General features: G+C 64.4%; 13 protein-coding genes and 1 riboswitch. Of the genes, 9 read left to right on the top strand and 4 right to left on the bottom strand.

Features of this window, described 5'->3' with window-relative positions:
• Positions 1-23 precede the first annotated feature (23 nt).
• Positions 24-2,078 carry a DNA topoisomerase IV subunit B gene (parE, locus tag LB523_RS11090; protein WP_224602698.1) on the bottom strand — a complete coding sequence of 685 codons (2,055 nt, stop codon included), beginning with the start codon at positions 2,076-2,078 and terminating at the stop codon, positions 24-26.
• Positions 2,079-2,332: 254 nt separating this feature from the next.
• Here parE and cpaB point away from each other — a divergent pair, with 254 nt between their 5' ends.
• The 9 genes from cpaB (at position 2,333) to LB523_RS11045 (ending at position 11,626) form a co-directional block, all read left to right on the top strand.
• Positions 2,333-3,247: a Flp pilus assembly protein CpaB gene (gene cpaB / locus LB523_RS11085; protein WP_224525372.1), complete on the top strand. Its 915-nt coding sequence runs from the start codon at positions 2,333-2,335 to the stop codon at positions 3,245-3,247.
• A 29-nt stretch (positions 3,248-3,276) separates the two neighbouring features.
• Positions 3,277-4,716 carry a type II and III secretion system protein family protein gene (locus LB523_RS11080; protein ID WP_224602697.1) on the top strand — a complete coding sequence of 480 codons (1,440 nt, stop codon included), beginning with the start codon at positions 3,277-3,279 and terminating at the stop codon, positions 4,714-4,716.
• A 4-nt stretch (positions 4,717-4,720) separates the two neighbouring features.
• Positions 4,721-4,993, top strand: coding sequence for a hypothetical protein (locus tag LB523_RS11075; protein WP_224602696.1), 273 nt, complete (start codon positions 4,721-4,723; stop codon positions 4,991-4,993).
• Positions 4,994-5,006: 13 nt separating this feature from the next.
• Complete coding sequence (locus tag LB523_RS11070) at positions 5,007-6,221, top strand: CpaE family protein (RefSeq protein ID WP_140542187.1); 1,215 nt, start codon at positions 5,007-5,009, stop codon at positions 6,219-6,221.
• Positions 6,218-7,639: a CpaF family protein gene (locus LB523_RS11065; protein ID WP_224602695.1), complete on the top strand. Its 1,422-nt coding sequence runs from the start codon at positions 6,218-6,220 to the stop codon at positions 7,637-7,639. Before LB523_RS11070 ends, LB523_RS11065 begins: the two co-directional genes overlap by 4 nt.
• 4 nt (positions 7,640-7,643) lie before the next feature.
• Positions 7,644-8,609 carry a type II secretion system F family protein gene (locus LB523_RS29380; protein ID WP_095765080.1) on the top strand — a complete coding sequence of 322 codons (966 nt, stop codon included), beginning with the start codon at positions 7,644-7,646 and terminating at the stop codon, positions 8,607-8,609.
• 1 nt (position 8,610) lies between these two features.
• On the top strand, positions 8,611-9,573 hold the full coding sequence (locus tag LB523_RS11055) for a type II secretion system F family protein (protein WP_224602693.1): 963 nt from the start codon (positions 8,611-8,613) through the stop codon (positions 9,571-9,573).
• Positions 9,574-9,801: 228 nt separating this feature from the next.
• Positions 9,802-10,275 (top strand): hypothetical protein, encoded by a 474-nt coding sequence (locus tag LB523_RS11050; RefSeq protein ID WP_095765082.1) that lies wholly within the window; start codon positions 9,802-9,804, stop codon positions 10,273-10,275.
• 178 nt (positions 10,276-10,453) lie between these two features.
• Positions 10,454-11,626 carry a GGDEF domain-containing protein gene (locus LB523_RS11045; RefSeq protein WP_224602691.1) on the top strand — a complete coding sequence of 391 codons (1,173 nt, stop codon included), beginning with the start codon at positions 10,454-10,456 and terminating at the stop codon, positions 11,624-11,626.
• A gap of 7 nt (positions 11,627-11,633) precedes the next feature.
• Here LB523_RS11045 and gcvP read toward each other — a convergent pair whose 3' ends face one another.
• Genes gcvP through gcvT form a run of 3 tightly spaced genes read right to left on the bottom strand, consistent with a single transcriptional unit; the run spans position 11,634 to position 15,937 of the window.
• Positions 11,634-14,444, bottom strand: a complete 2,811-nt coding sequence (gene gcvP / locus LB523_RS11040; protein WP_224602689.1) for an aminomethyl-transferring glycine dehydrogenase — start codon at positions 14,442-14,444, stop codon at positions 11,634-11,636.
• 16 nt (positions 14,445-14,460) lie between these two features.
• Complete coding sequence (gcvH, locus tag LB523_RS11035) at positions 14,461-14,829, bottom strand: glycine cleavage system protein GcvH (RefSeq protein WP_095765085.1); 369 nt, start codon at positions 14,827-14,829, stop codon at positions 14,461-14,463.
• Between the two features lie 7 nt (positions 14,830-14,836).
• The gene (gcvT, locus tag LB523_RS11030; protein ID WP_224602688.1) at positions 14,837-15,937 is read right to left on the bottom strand and encodes a glycine cleavage system aminomethyltransferase GcvT; all 1,101 of its coding nucleotides are present in this window, start codon (positions 15,935-15,937) and stop codon (positions 14,837-14,839) included.
• Positions 15,938-16,086: 149 nt separating this feature from the next.
• A riboswitch (glycine riboswitch) is annotated at positions 16,087-16,173 on the bottom strand.
• Positions 16,174-16,387 lie beyond the last annotated feature (214 nt).

The raw sequence follows: 16,387 nt of genomic DNA, 5'->3' as shown, positions 1-16,387 counted from the left end.
GCCTGTTATGGACCGGACGGCGTTCAGATATCCAGCACGTCCGTCTCGGCGAATTCGGCGCGCTCCTGGATGAAGCGGAAACGCGCCTCGGGCTTGGTGCCCATCAGCGCGTCGACGGCATCCTTGGTGGCCTGCTCGGCGTCGATCACGTCGACCCTCAAAAGCGTGCGCTTCCTCGGATCCATCGTGGTCTCCTTGAGCTGTGAGGCCATCATCTCGCCCAGGCCCTTGAAGCGGCCGATCTCGACCTTGCCGCGCCCGGTGAACTCGGTGCGCAGCAACTCGTCCTTGTGCGCGTCGTCGCGGGCATAGCCGACCTTGCCGCCTTGCCGGATCGAATAGAGCGGCGGCACGGCCATGTAGAGATGGCCGCCGCGGATCAGGTTCGGCATCTCCTGATAGAAGAAGGTGATCAGCAACGAAGCGATGTGCGCGCCGTCGACGTCGGCGTCGGTCATGATGATCACGCGGTCGTAGCGCAGATCCTCGTCGCGATATTTGGAACGCGTGCTGCAGCCGAGCGCCTGGATGAGATCGGAAATCTGCTGGTTGGCGGCAAGCTTGTCGTTGCCGGCGGAGGCGACATTGAGAATCTTGCCGCGCAGCGGCAGCACTGCCTGGCTGGCGCGGTCGCGCGCCTGCTTGGCCGAGCCGCCGGCCGAGTCGCCCTCGACGATGAAGATCTCGGCGCCCGCGGCGGCGTTCTGCGTGCAGTCGGCAAGCTTTCCCGGAAGGCGCAGCTTGCGCACCGCGCTCTTGCGCGAGACTTCCTTTTCCTGGCGGCGCCGCACGCGTTCGTCGGCGCGCGCGATGACCCAGTCCAGAAGCTTAGAGGCTTCCTGCGGATTGTCTGCCAGCCAGTGGTCGAACGGGTCGCGAAGGGCGTTTTCAACGATGCGCATTGCCTCGATCGTCGCCAGCCTGTCTTTGGTCTGGCCGACGAATTCCGGCTCGCGGATGAACACCGACAGCATGCCGGCGGCCGAGATCATCACGTCATCGGTGGTGATGATCGAAGCGCGCTTGTTGCCGATGAGGTCGGCGTAAGCGCGCAACCCGCGCGTCAGCACGTTGCGGAAGCCGGCCTCATGCGTGCCGCCTTCGGGGGTCGGAATGGTGTTGCAATAGGAGTTGAGGAAACCGTCGCCGCCGAACCAGGTCACAGCCCATTCGAGCGAACCGTGGCCGCCCTGCTTGTCGCTCTTCCCGGCGAAAACCTCGCGCGTGACCTGGAATTCGTCGCCCAGCGTCGCCTTGAGATAGTCCTTGAGGCCGCCGGGGAAATGGAACTCGGCCTTTGCCGGCGTCTGATCCTTGTCCTTGATCAGCGACGGATCGCAGGTCCAGCGGATCTCGACGCCGCCGAACAGATAGGCCTTCGAGCGCGTCATGCGGTAAAGGCGCGCCGGTTCGAAGGCGGCGCCCTTGCCGAAAATCTGCTCGTCAGGATGGAAACGGGTCTTCGTGCCGCGGCGGTTGTGGACCTCGCCGAGATGCTCCAATCCACTGACCGGGACGCCGCGCGAAAAACGCTGCCGGTAGAGCTGACGACCCCGCGCGACCTCGACCTCGAGGTGGTCGGACAGCGCATTGACGACCGAGACGCCGACGCCGTGCAAGCCGCCGGAGGTCTCGTAAACCTTGGAGTCGAACTTGCCGCCCGAATGCAGCGTGGTCATGATGACTTCGAGCGCCGGCTTCTTGAATTTCGGATGCGGATCGACCGGGATGCCGCGGCCGTTGTCGGTGACGGTCAGGAAGCCGTCGGCGGAAAGCTCGACGTCAATGAAGGTGGCGTGGCCGGCCACCGCTTCGTCCATCGAATTGTCGATGACCTCGGCGAACAGGTGATGCATGGCCTTGTCGTCGGTGCCGCCGATATACATGCCCGGACGGCGCCGCACCGGCTCGAGCCCTTCCAGCACCTCGATATCGGCGGCGCTGTAGCCCTCGCTGCCGTCGCGGGTGGCGGTCGAACGCTTCGCGGCCTGCACCAGCGGATCGGCCGGGCGTGACGGCGCGCGCACCGGCTGTGCCGGCTTTTCCATCTTGCCGAAGAGGTCGTTGCTGTCGTCCATGCTGGGCCTAGCGTCCGGTAATGCGAATCATTCCTCGATACTGCCACGCTTTTGGCGGGCGAACGAGTTCCTGTTCCGTTCAGGGATAAAACTGTCTCTTATTCCAAAACCATTCGATAACCAAGCCGGCCGAAATAGGGCGATCGGCGGGTCGCGGGATTCCTGATTCTTTAACATTAACGCCTAGCGTGAGACCCAACTAACAAAAGACCACGGGCGTCAGGGGTTCCACTGTGAGGGGCAAGGCCATAACCATGATCGGCATCGCCGCCGTTTTCGGCGCGATCTCGATCTTTGCGGCGGATTTCTGGGTCAAGAGCCAGGCGAAGGCTCAGGCCGAGGTCAAGGTCGTCGTGGCGCCGCAGCAGCCCAAGGTCGAGTTCAAGACCATCGTGGTGGCGCAAGCGCCGCTGCGCTACGGCATGGAGCTTGGACGGCCGCAACTCGCCGAGATTCCGTGGCCGCAGGATTCACTGCCGCAGGGCGCTTTCCCGACAATCGACAAGCTGCTTGCGGATGGCAGCCGGGTCGTGCTGTCGCCGATCGAGGTCAACGAACCGGTGCTGCTCACCAAGCTGTCGGGACCGAACGGCCGCGCCACGCTTTCCAACATGCTGTCGGCGGGAATGCGGGCCGTCACCATCCGCACCGACGAGATCGCCGGCGTCGGCGGCTTCATCACGCCGGGAGACCGCGTCGACGTCGTGCTGACGCGCGATGCTGGGGACATCCAGGAAGTGTCCAAGAATGCTCAAGGGGCTGCCGGCTCGACCGTCACGTCCGAGATCGTTGTCTCCGATGCCAAGGTGCTCTCGGTCGGACAGGGCGCCGATGAACGCAAGACCGAGCCGCAAGTCGCCAATTCGGTGACCATCGAGGTGACCAACGACGGGGCGCAGAAGGTGGCGCTTGCCCGCACCGTCGGCACGCTGTCGTTGTCGCTGCGGTCGGCCGCCGACGCCAGCGCCAGCGAAAGCGGGCTGACGACCATCTCGTCCTTCGGCGGTTCGGTTGCCGCAAATGCGCAGGCGAGCGCCGCCTCGCTCGTCAATGCGGTGACGAAGGACCAGGACGAGCCGAAATTCAAGACGGTGATCGTGACGCGCGGCGACAAGGTCGAGGAATACAAGGTTCCTTCGCGGCAACCGCCGCAGGAACTGCAGCAATAGCCGGTGGGGACCGGCGGGGACGGGGCAAGATGTTCGGGTTTGATACATTTCGGACGACCGGGGGATGGCGTCTTCTCGGCGTGATTGCGCTGGCGGCGACAGTGCTTGCCGTCGCCGCGCCGGCAAGGGCGGGCAATGACGTCGTCTATGTCTCGGCGAACAAGAACGCCTCGATCAAGGTCGCCAAGGGCAAGCCGAAGACGATCATGACGAGCGCCGCCTTCTACCAGATCGTCATCGGCGATCCGGAGATCGCCAACGTCAACCCGCTGACCGACAAATCCTTCTATGTGCTCGGCAACAACCTGGGTACCACCGGCATTGCCCTGTTCGACCAGAACAAGCAGCTTGTCGGCACCATCGACATCGAGGTGACGCTGGACACCGACCAGTTGGCCAGCACCATCCGCGCCAGCGTGCCCGACGCCAAGATCAAGGTTGGCTCGGCAAACGGGCGCGTCGTGCTGTCGGGCGAAGCCGACGATGCGGTCGCCGCCGACAAAGCCAGCAAGATTGCGTCGCGCTTTTCCGGCAATGAGGAAGTCATCAACTCGGTCAACATCTCGTCCTCGCAGCAGGTGCAGCTCAATGTCCGCTTCGTCGAGATCAACCGCCAGGCGGGGCAGGATCTCGGCGCCAAATACGCAGCCAATTTCGCCTATGGCATCGGCAACCGCAAAGTCGTGCTGAACCCGGATGGGGGAAACCTGACGGGGGCCGGAACAGGCGAGATCATCGGCAGCCTGCTGTCGAACGGCGTTTCGATCGACATCGCCATCAAGGCGCTGGAGGAACGCGGCCTGGCGCGGCGGTTGGCGGAGCCGAACCTGATCGCGCGTTCGGGCCAGACGGCGAGCTTCCTTGCCGGCGGCGAGTTCCCGATCCCGGTTTCCGAAGACAATGGCAAGATCAGCGTCACCTACAAGAAGTACGGCGTCGGCCTCGATTTCACGCCGACGGTGCTGAAGGACGGGCTGGTAAGCCTCGACATCGCGCCGGAAGTGTCCTCGATCGACCCGTCCGCTTCCATCCAGGTCAGCAGCGGCATTTCCATTCCGGCCTTCATCGTGCGCCGCGCCAGGACATCGGTCGACCTCAAGAACGGCCAGAGCTTCATGATCGCCGGCCTCCTGCAGTCGCAGAACGACATCACGACATCGCGGGTGCCGGGGATCGGCAAGCTGCCGGTGCTCGGCCCGCTGTTTTCCTCGAAGTCCTATCAGCGGCGCGAGACCGATCTGGTGATCATCGTCACGCCCTACCTGGTCAAGCCGGTCGATCCCTCGAAGAAGATGGTCGAGCCGACCGACGGTACCCAGCCGGCAAGTCCCGCCGACTATTTCCTGAACAACACCGAAGAAGTGAACGCCTCGGCGTCAAAGCGTCCGGTGGCGCTGGCTGACGGCAGCGCCGCCCGCCCGGTGGCGGCCGCCGCGTCCGGCCACTTCCTCGATCTGCCAAAGGATTAAGGCCATGCGCATCCCCGTTTGCATCGCTCTGCTGCTTGCCGGTTTCGCCGGCGGTTGCACCAGCGACGACTATGTACGCGCCGAAGGGGTGACCTTGGCGGCCGGCAACGCGCAGGCGTCCAACACCGCCATGCAGATGGTCGATCCCTGGAAGTACGGCGTCCAGAACACAAGGCTTCTGGTGCCGGCCCAGCGTCCGGGTCCTGAGAGCGCTGGCGTCGGTGCGAAGGCCGGCTCCGTGTCGTCACCGACGACATCATCAACAACATCGAATTGATGGGCTGACGAGGATGGCATCTGGTAGCAAGACCAAGAAGATCCTGCTCGTTTCGACGGACAGGACGTTCTTGCAGGACACGCGGACGGCTTTTGCGGCCTCCGAGGTCATCGAGCTTTTGACGCTGGAAAAGAGCGTCAACGAACTGCGCGGCGAGATCCTCGAGGCGGACTTCGGCACGGTCATCGTCGACATGGATGCAGCCAAGCTCGAGGAAATCGAGTCGCTGCAGCGTGTCATGCGGCGGCTGGAAGGCAGCGTTCCGGTGGTCGTCGTCACCCAGGAATTCAACGCGGCGGCGGTACGCATCCTGGTGCAGCTCAAGGTCGCCGATTTCCTGGTCAAGCCGATCACCACGGCCGACCTCGTGCGTTCCGTCATCCGTGCGCTGCAAGGACCGGGGCGAGAAGAGAATACCGAATCGCATATCTATACGTTCATGCCGGCAGCCGGCGGCGTCGGCACCACCACGCTCGCCTTGCAGACGGCCTTCCAGCTGCATCATTCGGTGATGCGGGGCGCCTCGACCTGCGTCGTCGACCTCAATTTCCAGCAGGGCGCCTGCGCCGAATATCTCGACCTCGAACCGCGCTTCGACATCACCGAAATCGAGAACCAGCCGGAGCGCCTCGACCGGCAACTGCTCGACGTGATGCTGTCCAAGCATGCGAGCGGGCTGTGCGTGCTTGCCGCGCCGACGCGACCCTCGGACATGCGCTCGTTCAAGACCGATGTCGTGGTGCGCATGCTCGACCTCGTGGCGGCCTATTTCGACAATGTCGTCATCGACATGCCGCGCACCTGGTTCCCCTGGACCGAGACGGTGCTGCTGGGTTCCAACAAGCTCTATATCGTCGCCGAGATGACGGTGCCCTGCCTGCGCCATACGCAGCGTCTCATCCAGGCCGTCTATGAGACCGCCGGCAAGGAAGTGAAGCCTAACGTCATCGTCAACCGCTTCGAGCAGAAGATGTTCGACAACGGCATCAAGCAGGCCGACGTTCAGGAGATACTCGGCGAGCATTTCGTCGGCGGCATCTCCAACAATTACCGGCTGGTGCGCGAGGCGGTCGACCGCGGCGTACCGCTGCACGCAATCGACCCCAACGCCAACGTCGTCAACGACCTGAAGAAGATCATCCTGCCCGAGGAGGCCGTCCAGACGATGGCCAAGTCGAGGTCGCTGTTCGGCCTGGGCAAGGGCTTGCTGAAGAGGAAGGCAGGATGACCAGCCGCTTCTCCAACCTGCAGAGCCGCGACGTCCGCCCGCAGCGGGCGCCCGAACCCGCGCCGGTCACGCACAATGCAGTGATCATCCCGACGACCCGCAAACCGGCGGCGCCCAGGCCTGAGGCAGCCCCCGCAAAGAGCGCCAACAAGGTGCTGGACGCACGCGTGCGCATCCATCGCATGCTGCTCGAGGAGATCAACCTCGTGGCGCTGGAGCGGCTGCCCCGGGATGAAATGCGCCGGCAGGTGCATGATTTCGTCTCGGAAAAGACGCGCCAGGAGCGGATGGCGATCAACAATGCCGAGCTCGACGCCCTGGTCGATGACATCGTCGACGAGATGGTTGGCCTCGGCCCGCTGGAGCCGCTGCTCAAGGATCCCGAGATCAACGATATCCTGATCAATGGCCACCAGAACTGCTTCGTCGAAAAGCGCGGCAAGCTGCAGCAGGTCCACATCCCGTTCAAGGACGAGGCGCATCTGCTTAGAATCATTAATAAAATCGTCGCGGCGGTCGGCCGCCGCGTCGATGAATCGCAGCCCATGGTCGACGCCCGGATGCTCGACGGCTCGCGCTTCAACGCGGCGATCCGCCCCGTCGGCGTCGACGGCCCGCTGGTGTCGATCCGCAAGTTCTCCAAGAACAAGCTCGGCCTGCACAAGCTCGTCGAATTCGGCGCCATCACCCAGAACATGGCCGAGGTGCTGGCGGCGGCGGTGCATGCCCGCAAGACCACGATCATCTCCGGCGGCACCGGCACGGGCAAGACGACGATGCTCAACGCTTTGTCGGCCTTCATTCCGGAAGACGAGCGCCTGATCACCATCGAGGACGCGGCCGAGCTGCAATTGCAGCAGCCGCATGTCGCGCGCATGGAGACGCGTCCGGCCAACATCGAGGGCCAGGGCGAATTGAAGCAGCGCGACCTAGTCAAGAACGCGCTGCGCATGCGCCCCGACCGCGTCATCCTCGGCGAATGTCGCGGCGAGGAAGCCTTCGACATGCTGCAGGCGATGAACACCGGCCATGAAGGCTCGATGGCCACCATCCATGCCAACACGCCGCGCGATGCCATCTCGCGTCTGGAACAGATGCTCGGGATGACCGGCATGCCGATGACCGTGCAGTCGATCCGCAGCCAGATCTCCAGCGCCATCGACATCATCGTCCAGCTGACGCGCCTTTCCGACGGCAAGCGCAAGGTGACCAGCGTCGCCGAAGTGACCGGCATGGAAGGCGACGTCATCCAGATGCAGGAGATATTCCGTTTCGTGCGCACCGGCATGGAGGCGGATGGAAAGATCCTCGGCCACTTCGAGGCGACCGGCATCCGCCCGCGCTTCCTCGAGGACCTGCGCAACATGGGCATCGAATTCCCGGGCAAGTATTTCGAACCCGGCCGGCCGCAGGACTAGGCCGGTGTTCGAGGGTTTCAGCCCGGTCTACGTCGTCTACGCCGCGGCGGCGCTCACCGGCATCATGATCGCCGAGGGCCTTTATCTGCTCTATGCCGGGCGCAGCGACAAGCGCACGGCCATCAACCGCCGCATGAAGCTCGCGGAGAACAAGATTAGCCAGGAGCAGGTGCTGATCCAACTGCGCAAGGAACGCGGGATCGACGGCGGCACCTCCATCTTTTCCCTCGACCGCTTCCGCGCCCTGCGCACGCAGTCCGGCATAAGCACGCCGCTGCCGAAATTCCTGACGATCACATCGGGGATCGCTCTCGCGCTGGCGCTCGTGGCGATCTGGAAAGGCTTGCCGCTCCTGTTCGGCCTTATCCTGCTTCTCTTGCTGTTGCCGGTGTTGCCGGTCATGGCATTGCGCTGGATGCGCAAGCGCCGGCACAAGCGTTTCGGGATGCAACTGCCTGAGGCGCTTGAATTGATCACGCGCGGGCTGAAGGCAGGCCATCCGGTGCCGGTGGCGATTGCCATGGTGTCGCGCGAGATGGCCGATCCGATCGGCACCGAGTTCGGCGTCGTGGCCGACGAGGTGACCTACGGCTCCGACCTGGTCTCGGCGTTGAACAATCTTTTCGACCGGGTGGGCCATGAGGACCTGCCGCTGTTCGTCACGGCGGTCTCGATCCAGAGCAGTTCGGGCGGCAATCTGCGCGAGATCCTCGACGGCCTGTCGGCGACGATCCGCGACCGCGGCAAGCTGCGCCGCAAGGTGCGCGCCATTTCGACGGAAGGGCGCATGTCGGCTTACATCCTGACTGCGGTCCCGGTGCTTCTGTTCACCGCCATCATGGTGCTGATGCCGCAATTCTATCAGGATGTCTGGGACGTGCCGAAGACCTGGTACATGATGGGCGGCTCCATCATCTGGCTGCTGCTCGGCAACGCCATCATGTTCAAGATGTCGAATTTCAGGTTTTGAGATGGAAGACGTGATCCGCTTCCTCGCCTCGCTCGCGCCGACCTCGCTGGTGCCGGTCGCCGTGCTGCTCCTTGTGCTGGGCGGCGGCGCCGTCGCCTGGCCGCTGGTGCTCGCCAAGGGTGATCGCGGCGAGGTCAAGCGCCGGCTGAAGGTGGAGATATTGCAGCCGGTCGAGCAGGCGGAGCCCGCGCCCAAGAAGAGCACCAACGCCGTGCGCGAGAAGGCGGTGAAACGGGCACAGGAGTTCTACGCCAAGAGCGATCCGGAAAATGTCGCGCGGCTGCGCCTGAAGCTCATCCAGGCCGGCTACATGGAACCGCGCGCCGTCGGCATGTTCTTCCTCATCCGTTTCGCCGCGCTGGTCGGCGCGGCGCTCGGCGCATTCCTGGTCAATCACTGGGCGGCAAGCGCCGAGTCGACCATGACCAGCCGCTGGACCTTCATCATCCTGTCGGCTGCCGCCGGCTATTTCCTGCCTGGCCTGGTGCTGATGCAGAAAATTCGGGAAAAGATGCGCGAATACCGCAACGGCTTTCCCGATTTCATGGATTTGATGATCGTCTGCTCGGATGCCGGCATGAGCATGGAGGCCGGCATCGAGCGGGTCTCCAGGGAGCTTGCCAGGACCTATCCGTCGCTCAGCCAGAACCTGATCCTGGTGTCGCTGGAGTTGCGGGCCGGGCGCAGCCTCGACGACGCGCTGAAGGCGCTTGCCGACCGCCTCAGCCTCGACGAGGTTCGCTCCTTCGCGACGCTGCTGCAGCAATCCAAGGAACTCGGCACCAGCCTGTCGGGCTCGCTGCGTGTCTTTTCCGACGAAATGCGGCACAAGCGCATGTCGCTGGCCGAGGAGAAGGCGCATGCCCTGCCGGCCAAGATGTCGGTCCCGGTGACGGTCTGTATCCTGCCGGTGGTGCTGATGATCGCCATCATTCCGATCATCGTGAAGCTGACCGCGCATTGAGTATTCAGCTGAGGCCGGTTTGCAAACGGCAGCTTCCTGCGCTCCGCCCCGGTTCTCGGAATCCGCCATTTTCGACTCGGCCTGACCTGAATCCAGGACATAGCCGTGGTTAACGCATCCTTGGCGCGCAACCGAATTTTATCTGCATTTCGGCACCGAAGCTTAATCGCTGTCCTGTATCGTTTTTCCTGAAGAACGACCCGGCAAATCGGGCGATGGGGCAGGGGCATGCGTCAGAGACTTCCCAGGGCAGCGGCGGCATTGGCGGCCGTCTTGATGATTACCGGCTGCACGACGAACAACGATGTCGACACGACCAAGACCACGGCGATCCAGCCGGTGGCCAAGGACGTCAGCGCCAACGACCTCGTTGAAGGCAAGGCGCAGTTCCGCGAGGCGAATTTCGGCCTTGCCGAACAGCATTTCCGCAAGGCGGTCGAGCTCAAGTCCGACAATGCCGAGGCCTGGATGGGGCTTGCCGCATCCTATGACGAGCTTGGCCGCTTCGACTTCGCCGATCGCGCCTATATGCAGCTGTTGAAGGTCGCCGGGCGCAAGCCGCAGATCGTCAACAATATGGGCTATTCGCAGCTTCTGCGCGGCAACAAGAAAAAAGCGCGCGCGCTGCTGCTCGAGGCCAAGGCCGGCATGGCCGATCAGACAGTGGTCGATGCCAATCTGGCGCTGCTCGACAAGGGCTGATCCGTCAGCGGGCTCGCGTATTCCGTGTACCGTCACGGGATTTCGCCTCACCTGTCGACGCTTTGTAAACCCTGTGTCGAGGTAGCGCCGGGCATCGGCCGAAAACGGTTTGCTCCGGCCGCCGCCAGCCTACATTGGGGGTCCGAGCACCGGCTACGCTAGAGGCAGTTCTTCAGGGATGTTGGATTTCAGTTCGCTTCTGCTCGCGGCGGCGCTGTCGGGCATATGCCTCAGCATCACCATGTTTGCGATCTGGCTCGCCACGCCGAAAGCGCGTTTCGTGCTCACGGTCGCCTGCGGCATCTTGGTGCTCGTCGCCCATGTCGTCGGTTTCTGGCGCTATAGCAAGGATGCCGATCCCTGGCTGTGCCAGGTCGTGCTCGCGCTGCTGACCCTGGGTTTCCTGGTCCTCTGCCTGTCGGCCATGCAGTATCTCGGCTTTCGAGACTACCGCCGCGTCGTCGTGCCGACGCTGGCCGCGATGGCTGTCTGCGCGATCGTCACCTTTCTCGGTTTCGACGGCATCGGCTTCCAGATCACCTATGCGGCCGTGACGGCGCTGCTCGCGGCGATCGGGACGATGTTCTGGATGAAGGGGGATCACGACCGCCGGATCCTGCTCGTCGTCTCGTTCCTTAGCGGCGCCTGCGGCTTGTCCTTCGCGCTATGCGGCCTGACGCTGCTGGTGCAAGGGCAGTGGGTGCTGGGTGCGGCGCCCGACAATTGGGCGGAGCGGTTGAACTCCGTCGTCGCGGTCGCCTGCATGACAGGCCTCGGCGCGCTGACGCTTTCGCTGCACCATCTGCAGGCGCAGATCGAGCTCAAGGCCGAGACGATAACCGATCCGCTGACCGGTCTGATGAACCGCCGAGCGCTCAACGAGCTTTACGGCGACCGCAGCTTCGGTCCGTTCATGGCGATCGCCATGTTCGATCTCGACCATTTCAAGATGACCAACGACGTCTTCGGCCACCCCGTCGGCGACCAGGTGCTTTGTCGCTTCGCCGCGGTGATCAAGAAATATGGCAGGGCCGGCGTCGACGCCTTCCGCTTGGGCGGCGAGGAATTCGCGCTCGTCATGTCGCGCGTGACGCCGGAAAAGGCGCATGACATGGCAAGCCGGATCGGCGTCGCATTCGGCACGGAGGTCGTTCCAACCCATCGCGGCCCGCTGCGCAGCAGCGTCAGCGGCGGCATGGGATTCGGTTCGGCCGCGGGTCGTCCCTTGAACGACGTGCTGGCGCAAGCCGACGCCGCGCTTTATGCGGCCAAGCGTGCCGGGCGCAACCGCGTCATTGCTCAGGTCGCAGCGGACCGGCCCGATGCCGGGTCGGCCCTGAAGACTGCCTGAGCAAACGCTACTCCGCAGCGCCGAGATATTCCGACAGCGGCGGGCAGGAGCAGACCAGGTTGCGGTCGCCGGCGACGTTGTCGATGCGCGAGACCGGCGGCCAGTATTTCGCCGCCAGATCGGCATCGCCTGTCGGATAGGCCGCCTCCAGTCGCGAATAGGGATGCTTCCATTCACCGGCAAGCGCTTCCGCCGCGGTGTGCGGGGCGTTGACCAGCGGGTTGTCGCTGGACGGCCACTCGCCCTTCGCCACTTTCGCCGCCTCGGCGGCGATGGCGATCATCGCCTCGCAAAACCGGTCGAGCTCACGCTTGGGCTCGGACTCGGTCGGCTCGACCATCAGAGTGCCGGCAACCGGGAACGACATCGTCGGCGCATGGAAGCCATAGTCGATCAGGCGCTTGGCGATATCGTCGACGCTGATGCCGGCGCTATCCTTGAGCACGCGTGTGTCGAGAATGCACTCATGGGCGATGCGGTCGCTTCTGCCTTTGTAGAGCAGCGGGTAGTGCGGCGCGAGCCGTGTCGCCACATAGTTGGCCGAGACGATCGCCGTCTCCGTCGCTTGCTTCAGGCCGGTGCCGCCCATCATGCGGATATACATCCAGGTGATCGGCAGGATGGAGGCGCTGCCGAAGGGCGCCGCCGCCACGGCATGCGCCGAGCCTTCGGTGACATGGCCCGGCAAATAGGGTTTCAGATGCGCCCTGACGCCGATCGGACCGACGCCCGGGCCGCCGCCGCCATGCGGGATGCAGAAGGTCTTGTGCAGGTTCATGTGGCAGACGTCGGCACCGATGTCGCCGGGACGGGCGAGGCCGACCAGGGCGTTGAGGTTGGCGCCATCGAAATAGACCTGGCCGCCATGCTCGTGGATCAGCGCGCACAGATGACGTGCGCCTTCCTCGTAGACGCCATGCGTCGAAGGATAGGTGAACATCAGTGCCGCGAGGTTCCTGGAATGCTCGTTGGCCTTGGCGCGCAGATCGTCCATGTCAATATTGCCGTCGTCCAGGCAACGCACGACGACGACGCTCATGCCGGCCATCGCGGCGCTCGCCGGATTGGTGCCATGCGCCGAGGACGGGATCAGGCAGATCGTGCGGTGGCCTTCGCCGCGCGCGCGGTGATAGGCGCGAATGGCGAGCAGGCCGGCATATTCGCCTTGGCTGCCGGCATTGGGCTGCAGGCTGACGGCGTCGAAGCCGGTGATTTCCGACAGCCATGCCTCCAGGTCGGCGGCCATCTTGCGATAGCCCGCCGAATGGCCGGCCGGCGCAAAGGGATGCAGATTGGCGACGCTCGGCCAGCTCACCGGCATCATCTCGGCGGCTGCGTTGAGCTTCATGGTGCAGGAGCCGAGCGGGATCATCGTGCGGTCGAGCGCTAGGTCCTTGTCGGCCAGCCTGCGCAGGAAGCGCATCATCTCGGTCTCGGAATGATTGTCGTGGAAGACCGGCTGGGTGAGGAACTCCTTGCCGCGCGGCTTGCCCGGCATGGAGCTGCCTTCAGCCGCGCCGGGCTTGGCGCCAAACAGGGCAGCGATCGCCTCGAGATCGGCTTCCGTGGAGGTCTCGTCGAAGGCGATGCTGACATGGTCGGCATCGAGGACGCGCAACAGCCGGCCGGTCTTCTCGGCGGCTTCTGCGATCGAAGCGGCCTTGCCCTTCACCTCGGCCGTGACCGTATCGAAGCGCCTCGCGCCGAGCACCGAAACACCGGTTGCTTTGAGGCCCGAGGCGAGGCGGCCGGCCAACGCGTGGATCTGCCCGGCAATTGCCTGCAGGCCGGCGGGGCCGTGCCAGATCGCATAGGCGGTGGCCATGTTGGCCAGCAGCGCCTGTGCGGTGCAGATGTTGGAGGTGGCCTTGTCGCGGCGGATATGCTGCTCGCGCGTCTGCAGCGCCAGCCTGTAGCCCGGGCGGCCCTTGGTATCGGTCGACTGACCGACAAGGCGGCCTGGCATCAGGCGGGTCAGCTTGTCGGAGACTGCGCAATAGGCGGCGTGCGGGCCGCCGAAGCCCATCGGCACGCCGAAGCGCTGCATCGGACCGACGGCGATGTCGGCGCCGAGCTTCGCCGGCGCATCCGTCAGCGTCAGCGCCAGCGGATCGGCGATGAAGACGACCAGCGCGCCGGCGGCGCGGGCCTTCTCGATCGCCGCCTTGTGGTCGCCATAGACGCCGAACGTGTCCGGCCAGGAGACGAGCAGGGCGGCGGTGTTGTCGTCGATCGTCTCGCCGTCGACCTCGATGTCGAGCGGCTCGGCGCGGGTGCGCACGACATCCAGCGTCTGCGGATGCGGCGTGCCGGCAAGCGCCACCTTGGTGCGCTTGTCGCGGTGGTGGCGCAGCGCAATGCCGACGGCTTCGGCGACGGCGGTCGCCTCATCGAGCAGCGAGGCCGACGCCACCGGCAGGCCGGTGAGCTCGGCGACCAGGGTCTGGAAGTTGAACAGCATCTCCAGCCGGCCCTGGCTGATCTCGGCCTGGTATGGGGTGTAGGCCGTGTACCAGGCCGGGTTCTCGAACAGGTTGCGCTGGATGACCGGCGGCACGAAGACGCCGTGATAGCCGGCGCCGATGAAGCTCTTCAGCACCGTGTTCTTCGCCATGATCGCCGACAATTCGGCCAGCGCTTCGGCTTCGCTCGCCGGAGCGGGCAGGTTGAGCGGCAGGTCGAGGCGGATCGATCTCGGCACGGCCTGGCTGATCAACGTTTCGACGGATGGAACGCCGATGACGGCGAGCATTGCCCTGACGTCGTTGACGCCTGGGCCGATGTGGCGGGCCGAGAAGGGAATAGGTGCTGCGGTCATTTCCAGGATCCTGATATCAGCCAATATGGGCTTTGTAGGCGGCTTCATCCATGAGGCTGTCGAGTTGGCTTTCGTTGGCCAGCCTCATCTTCCAGAGCCAGCCGTCGCCGGTCGCGGCCGAATTGACCAGCGAGGGGTCGGCCGACAGGGAGGCGTTGGCTTCGGTGATCTCGCCGTCGACCGGCGCGTAGACGTCCGAGGCCGCCTTGACGGATTCGACCACGACGGCGGTGTCGCCCTTGGCGAGCTTGCGGCCGATTTCCGGCAGCTCGACGAAAACGAGATCGCCGAGCTGTTCCTGCGCATAATCGGTGATGCCGACCGTAGCGACGCCGCCGTCGACGCGCAGCCACTCATGGTCTTCCGTGAAATAGGTCTTTGCCATCTGGAAATCATCCTTTGCGGTAGCGATGTGGGGTGAAGGGCAGGGGCGTGACGTCGACCGGGATTTTCGTCCCGCGGACATCGGCAAAGAGCTTCGTGCCGGCCTTGGCCAGCGCGGTGTTGACATAGCCCATGGCGACCGGGTGGCCCGCCGAGGGGCCGAAGCCGCCCGAAGCGACATGACCGGCCGGATGGCCGTCGGCGTCGATCAATGCGGCGCCCGAGCGCACCGGCTGGCGTCCATCGGGCTTCAGGCCGACGCGCTTCTGCGACGGCCCGCGCTCGATGATCGAGCGCAGCGCGTCGGCGCCGATGAAATGACCCGAGGCGCGGATATCCTTGGGAATCGCCCACATCAGTCCGGCGCTTGCCGGGTCGATTTCCGGCGTCAGGTCCTGGCCGTGCAGGCAAAGCCCGGCCTCGAGCCGCAGGCTGTCGCGGGCGGCAAGGCCGATCCACTGCACGCGCTCGTCCCCCAGCAGCTTCGCGACCAGATCCCGCGCGTCCGCTTCCGGCAGGCCGATCTCGAATCCGTCCTCGCCGGTGTAGCCGGAGCGGCTCATGAACCAGTTTTGCCGGGGCTCGACCCCATGCATGAAGAGCAGCGAGCCGGTCTCGATGCCGGCCCGCGCCAAAGCTGCCCAGGCGTCCGGCCCCTGGACCGCCAGGAAGACGCGGTCGAGCGGATCGACCCTGGCATCGAAACCGGCAGCAAGCGCGCGCAAATGCTTCTCGTCCTCCACCGCGTTGCCGGCATTGGCCACCACCATGAACCGGTCATCGCCCAGGCGCGTCACGATCAGGTCGTCGATGATGCCGGCAGCCTCGTTGAGGAAGAAGGTGTATTTGGACTGCGAGATTTCCAGCGCGCCGGCATCGAGCGGACAGGCGCGGTTCAACAAGGCAGTGGCCCCCGGACCGGAAACCTCGAACAGCTTCATATGCGAGATGTCGAACAGGCCGGCATGCTCGCGCGTGTGAAGATGCTCCTTCATCACGCCGGGTGGGTAGGTGAGCGGCATCGACCAGCCGGCGAAGGCGCCGAAACGCGCGCCCGCGGCCTGATGCAAATCCTCAAGGGGGAGGTGTCTGGTGTCTTGGCCTGTCATGTCTTCTCCAGAGTCGCACGGCGATCGACCGCCATTGGCGGCCTAGTCGTGCCCCTCTGTCTGAAGCCTGAGAGACTCGCGCCCCGTAACTCTGTCGGCAGCGCTTACACCTTCGGCGCGGGAAGATTCCCGACTTTCCAGAGTTGTCTTTCCCGTCCACGGTTCTTTTGCCTGAGAGATTTCGGGCGATTTCCCCTTCGGCGACAGCTTGCGCTGCTCTCTCCCGCAAACAGGTAGGACTCAGTCGCCTAAGTCCTCGACGTGTCATCCATAGCCCGTCGGCGACACCTTGTCACCTCCCAGCGACATTTTAAGCGCGCCCTGCTTTTCAGCGACATGGATTGGCCGACAAGGCTTCGCTAACCACGCCGTTTGCCGGTTTCTCAAGACAATGCTGATAAAGCTTGGCGGGGTAACGCACTCAGTTCGCCGGGAACGGGCGACGGGCAG

Origin of the sequence: Mesorhizobium sp. ESP-6-4, assembly GCF_020164735.1 — a bacterium.
Classification (GTDB): Bacteria; Pseudomonadota; Alphaproteobacteria; order Rhizobiales; family Rhizobiaceae; genus Mesorhizobium.
Note: the sequence above shows the minus strand (reverse complement) of the source record. Positions and strands in the feature narration are given on the sequence as shown.

Excerpts from the sequence above, each read along its gene's own strand:
- parE (WP_224602698.1), bottom strand. The coding sequence starts at position 2,078 with ATGGACGACAGCAACGACCTCTTCGGCAAGATGGAAAAGCCGGCACAG.
- LB523_RS11055 (WP_224602693.1), top strand. The coding sequence starts at position 8,611 with ATGGAAGACGTGATCCGCTTCCTCGCCTCGCTCGCGCCGACCTCGCTG.
- LB523_RS11065 (WP_224602695.1), top strand. The coding sequence starts at position 6,218 with ATGACCAGCCGCTTCTCCAACCTGCAGAGCCGCGACGTCCGCCCGCAG.
- LB523_RS11075 (WP_224602696.1), top strand. The coding sequence starts at position 4,721 with ATGCGCATCCCCGTTTGCATCGCTCTGCTGCTTGCCGGTTTCGCCGGC.
- gcvP (WP_224602689.1), bottom strand. The coding sequence starts at position 14,444 with ATGACCGCAGCACCTATTCCCTTCTCGGCCCGCCACATCGGCCCAGGC.
- cpaB (WP_224525372.1), top strand. The coding sequence starts at position 2,333 with ATGATCGGCATCGCCGCCGTTTTCGGCGCGATCTCGATCTTTGCGGCG.
- LB523_RS11045 (WP_224602691.1), top strand. The coding sequence starts at position 10,454 with ATGTTGGATTTCAGTTCGCTTCTGCTCGCGGCGGCGCTGTCGGGCATA.
- LB523_RS11070 (WP_140542187.1), top strand. The coding sequence starts at position 5,007 with ATGGCATCTGGTAGCAAGACCAAGAAGATCCTGCTCGTTTCGACGGAC.
- LB523_RS11050 (WP_095765082.1), top strand. The coding sequence starts at position 9,802 with ATGCGTCAGAGACTTCCCAGGGCAGCGGCGGCATTGGCGGCCGTCTTG.
- LB523_RS11080 (WP_224602697.1), top strand. The coding sequence starts at position 3,277 with ATGTTCGGGTTTGATACATTTCGGACGACCGGGGGATGGCGTCTTCTC.
- gcvH (WP_095765085.1), bottom strand. The coding sequence starts at position 14,829 with ATGGCAAAGACCTATTTCACGGAAGACCATGAGTGGCTGCGCGTCGAC.
- gcvT (WP_224602688.1), bottom strand. The coding sequence starts at position 15,937 with ATGACAGGCCAAGACACCAGACACCTCCCCCTTGAGGATTTGCATCAG.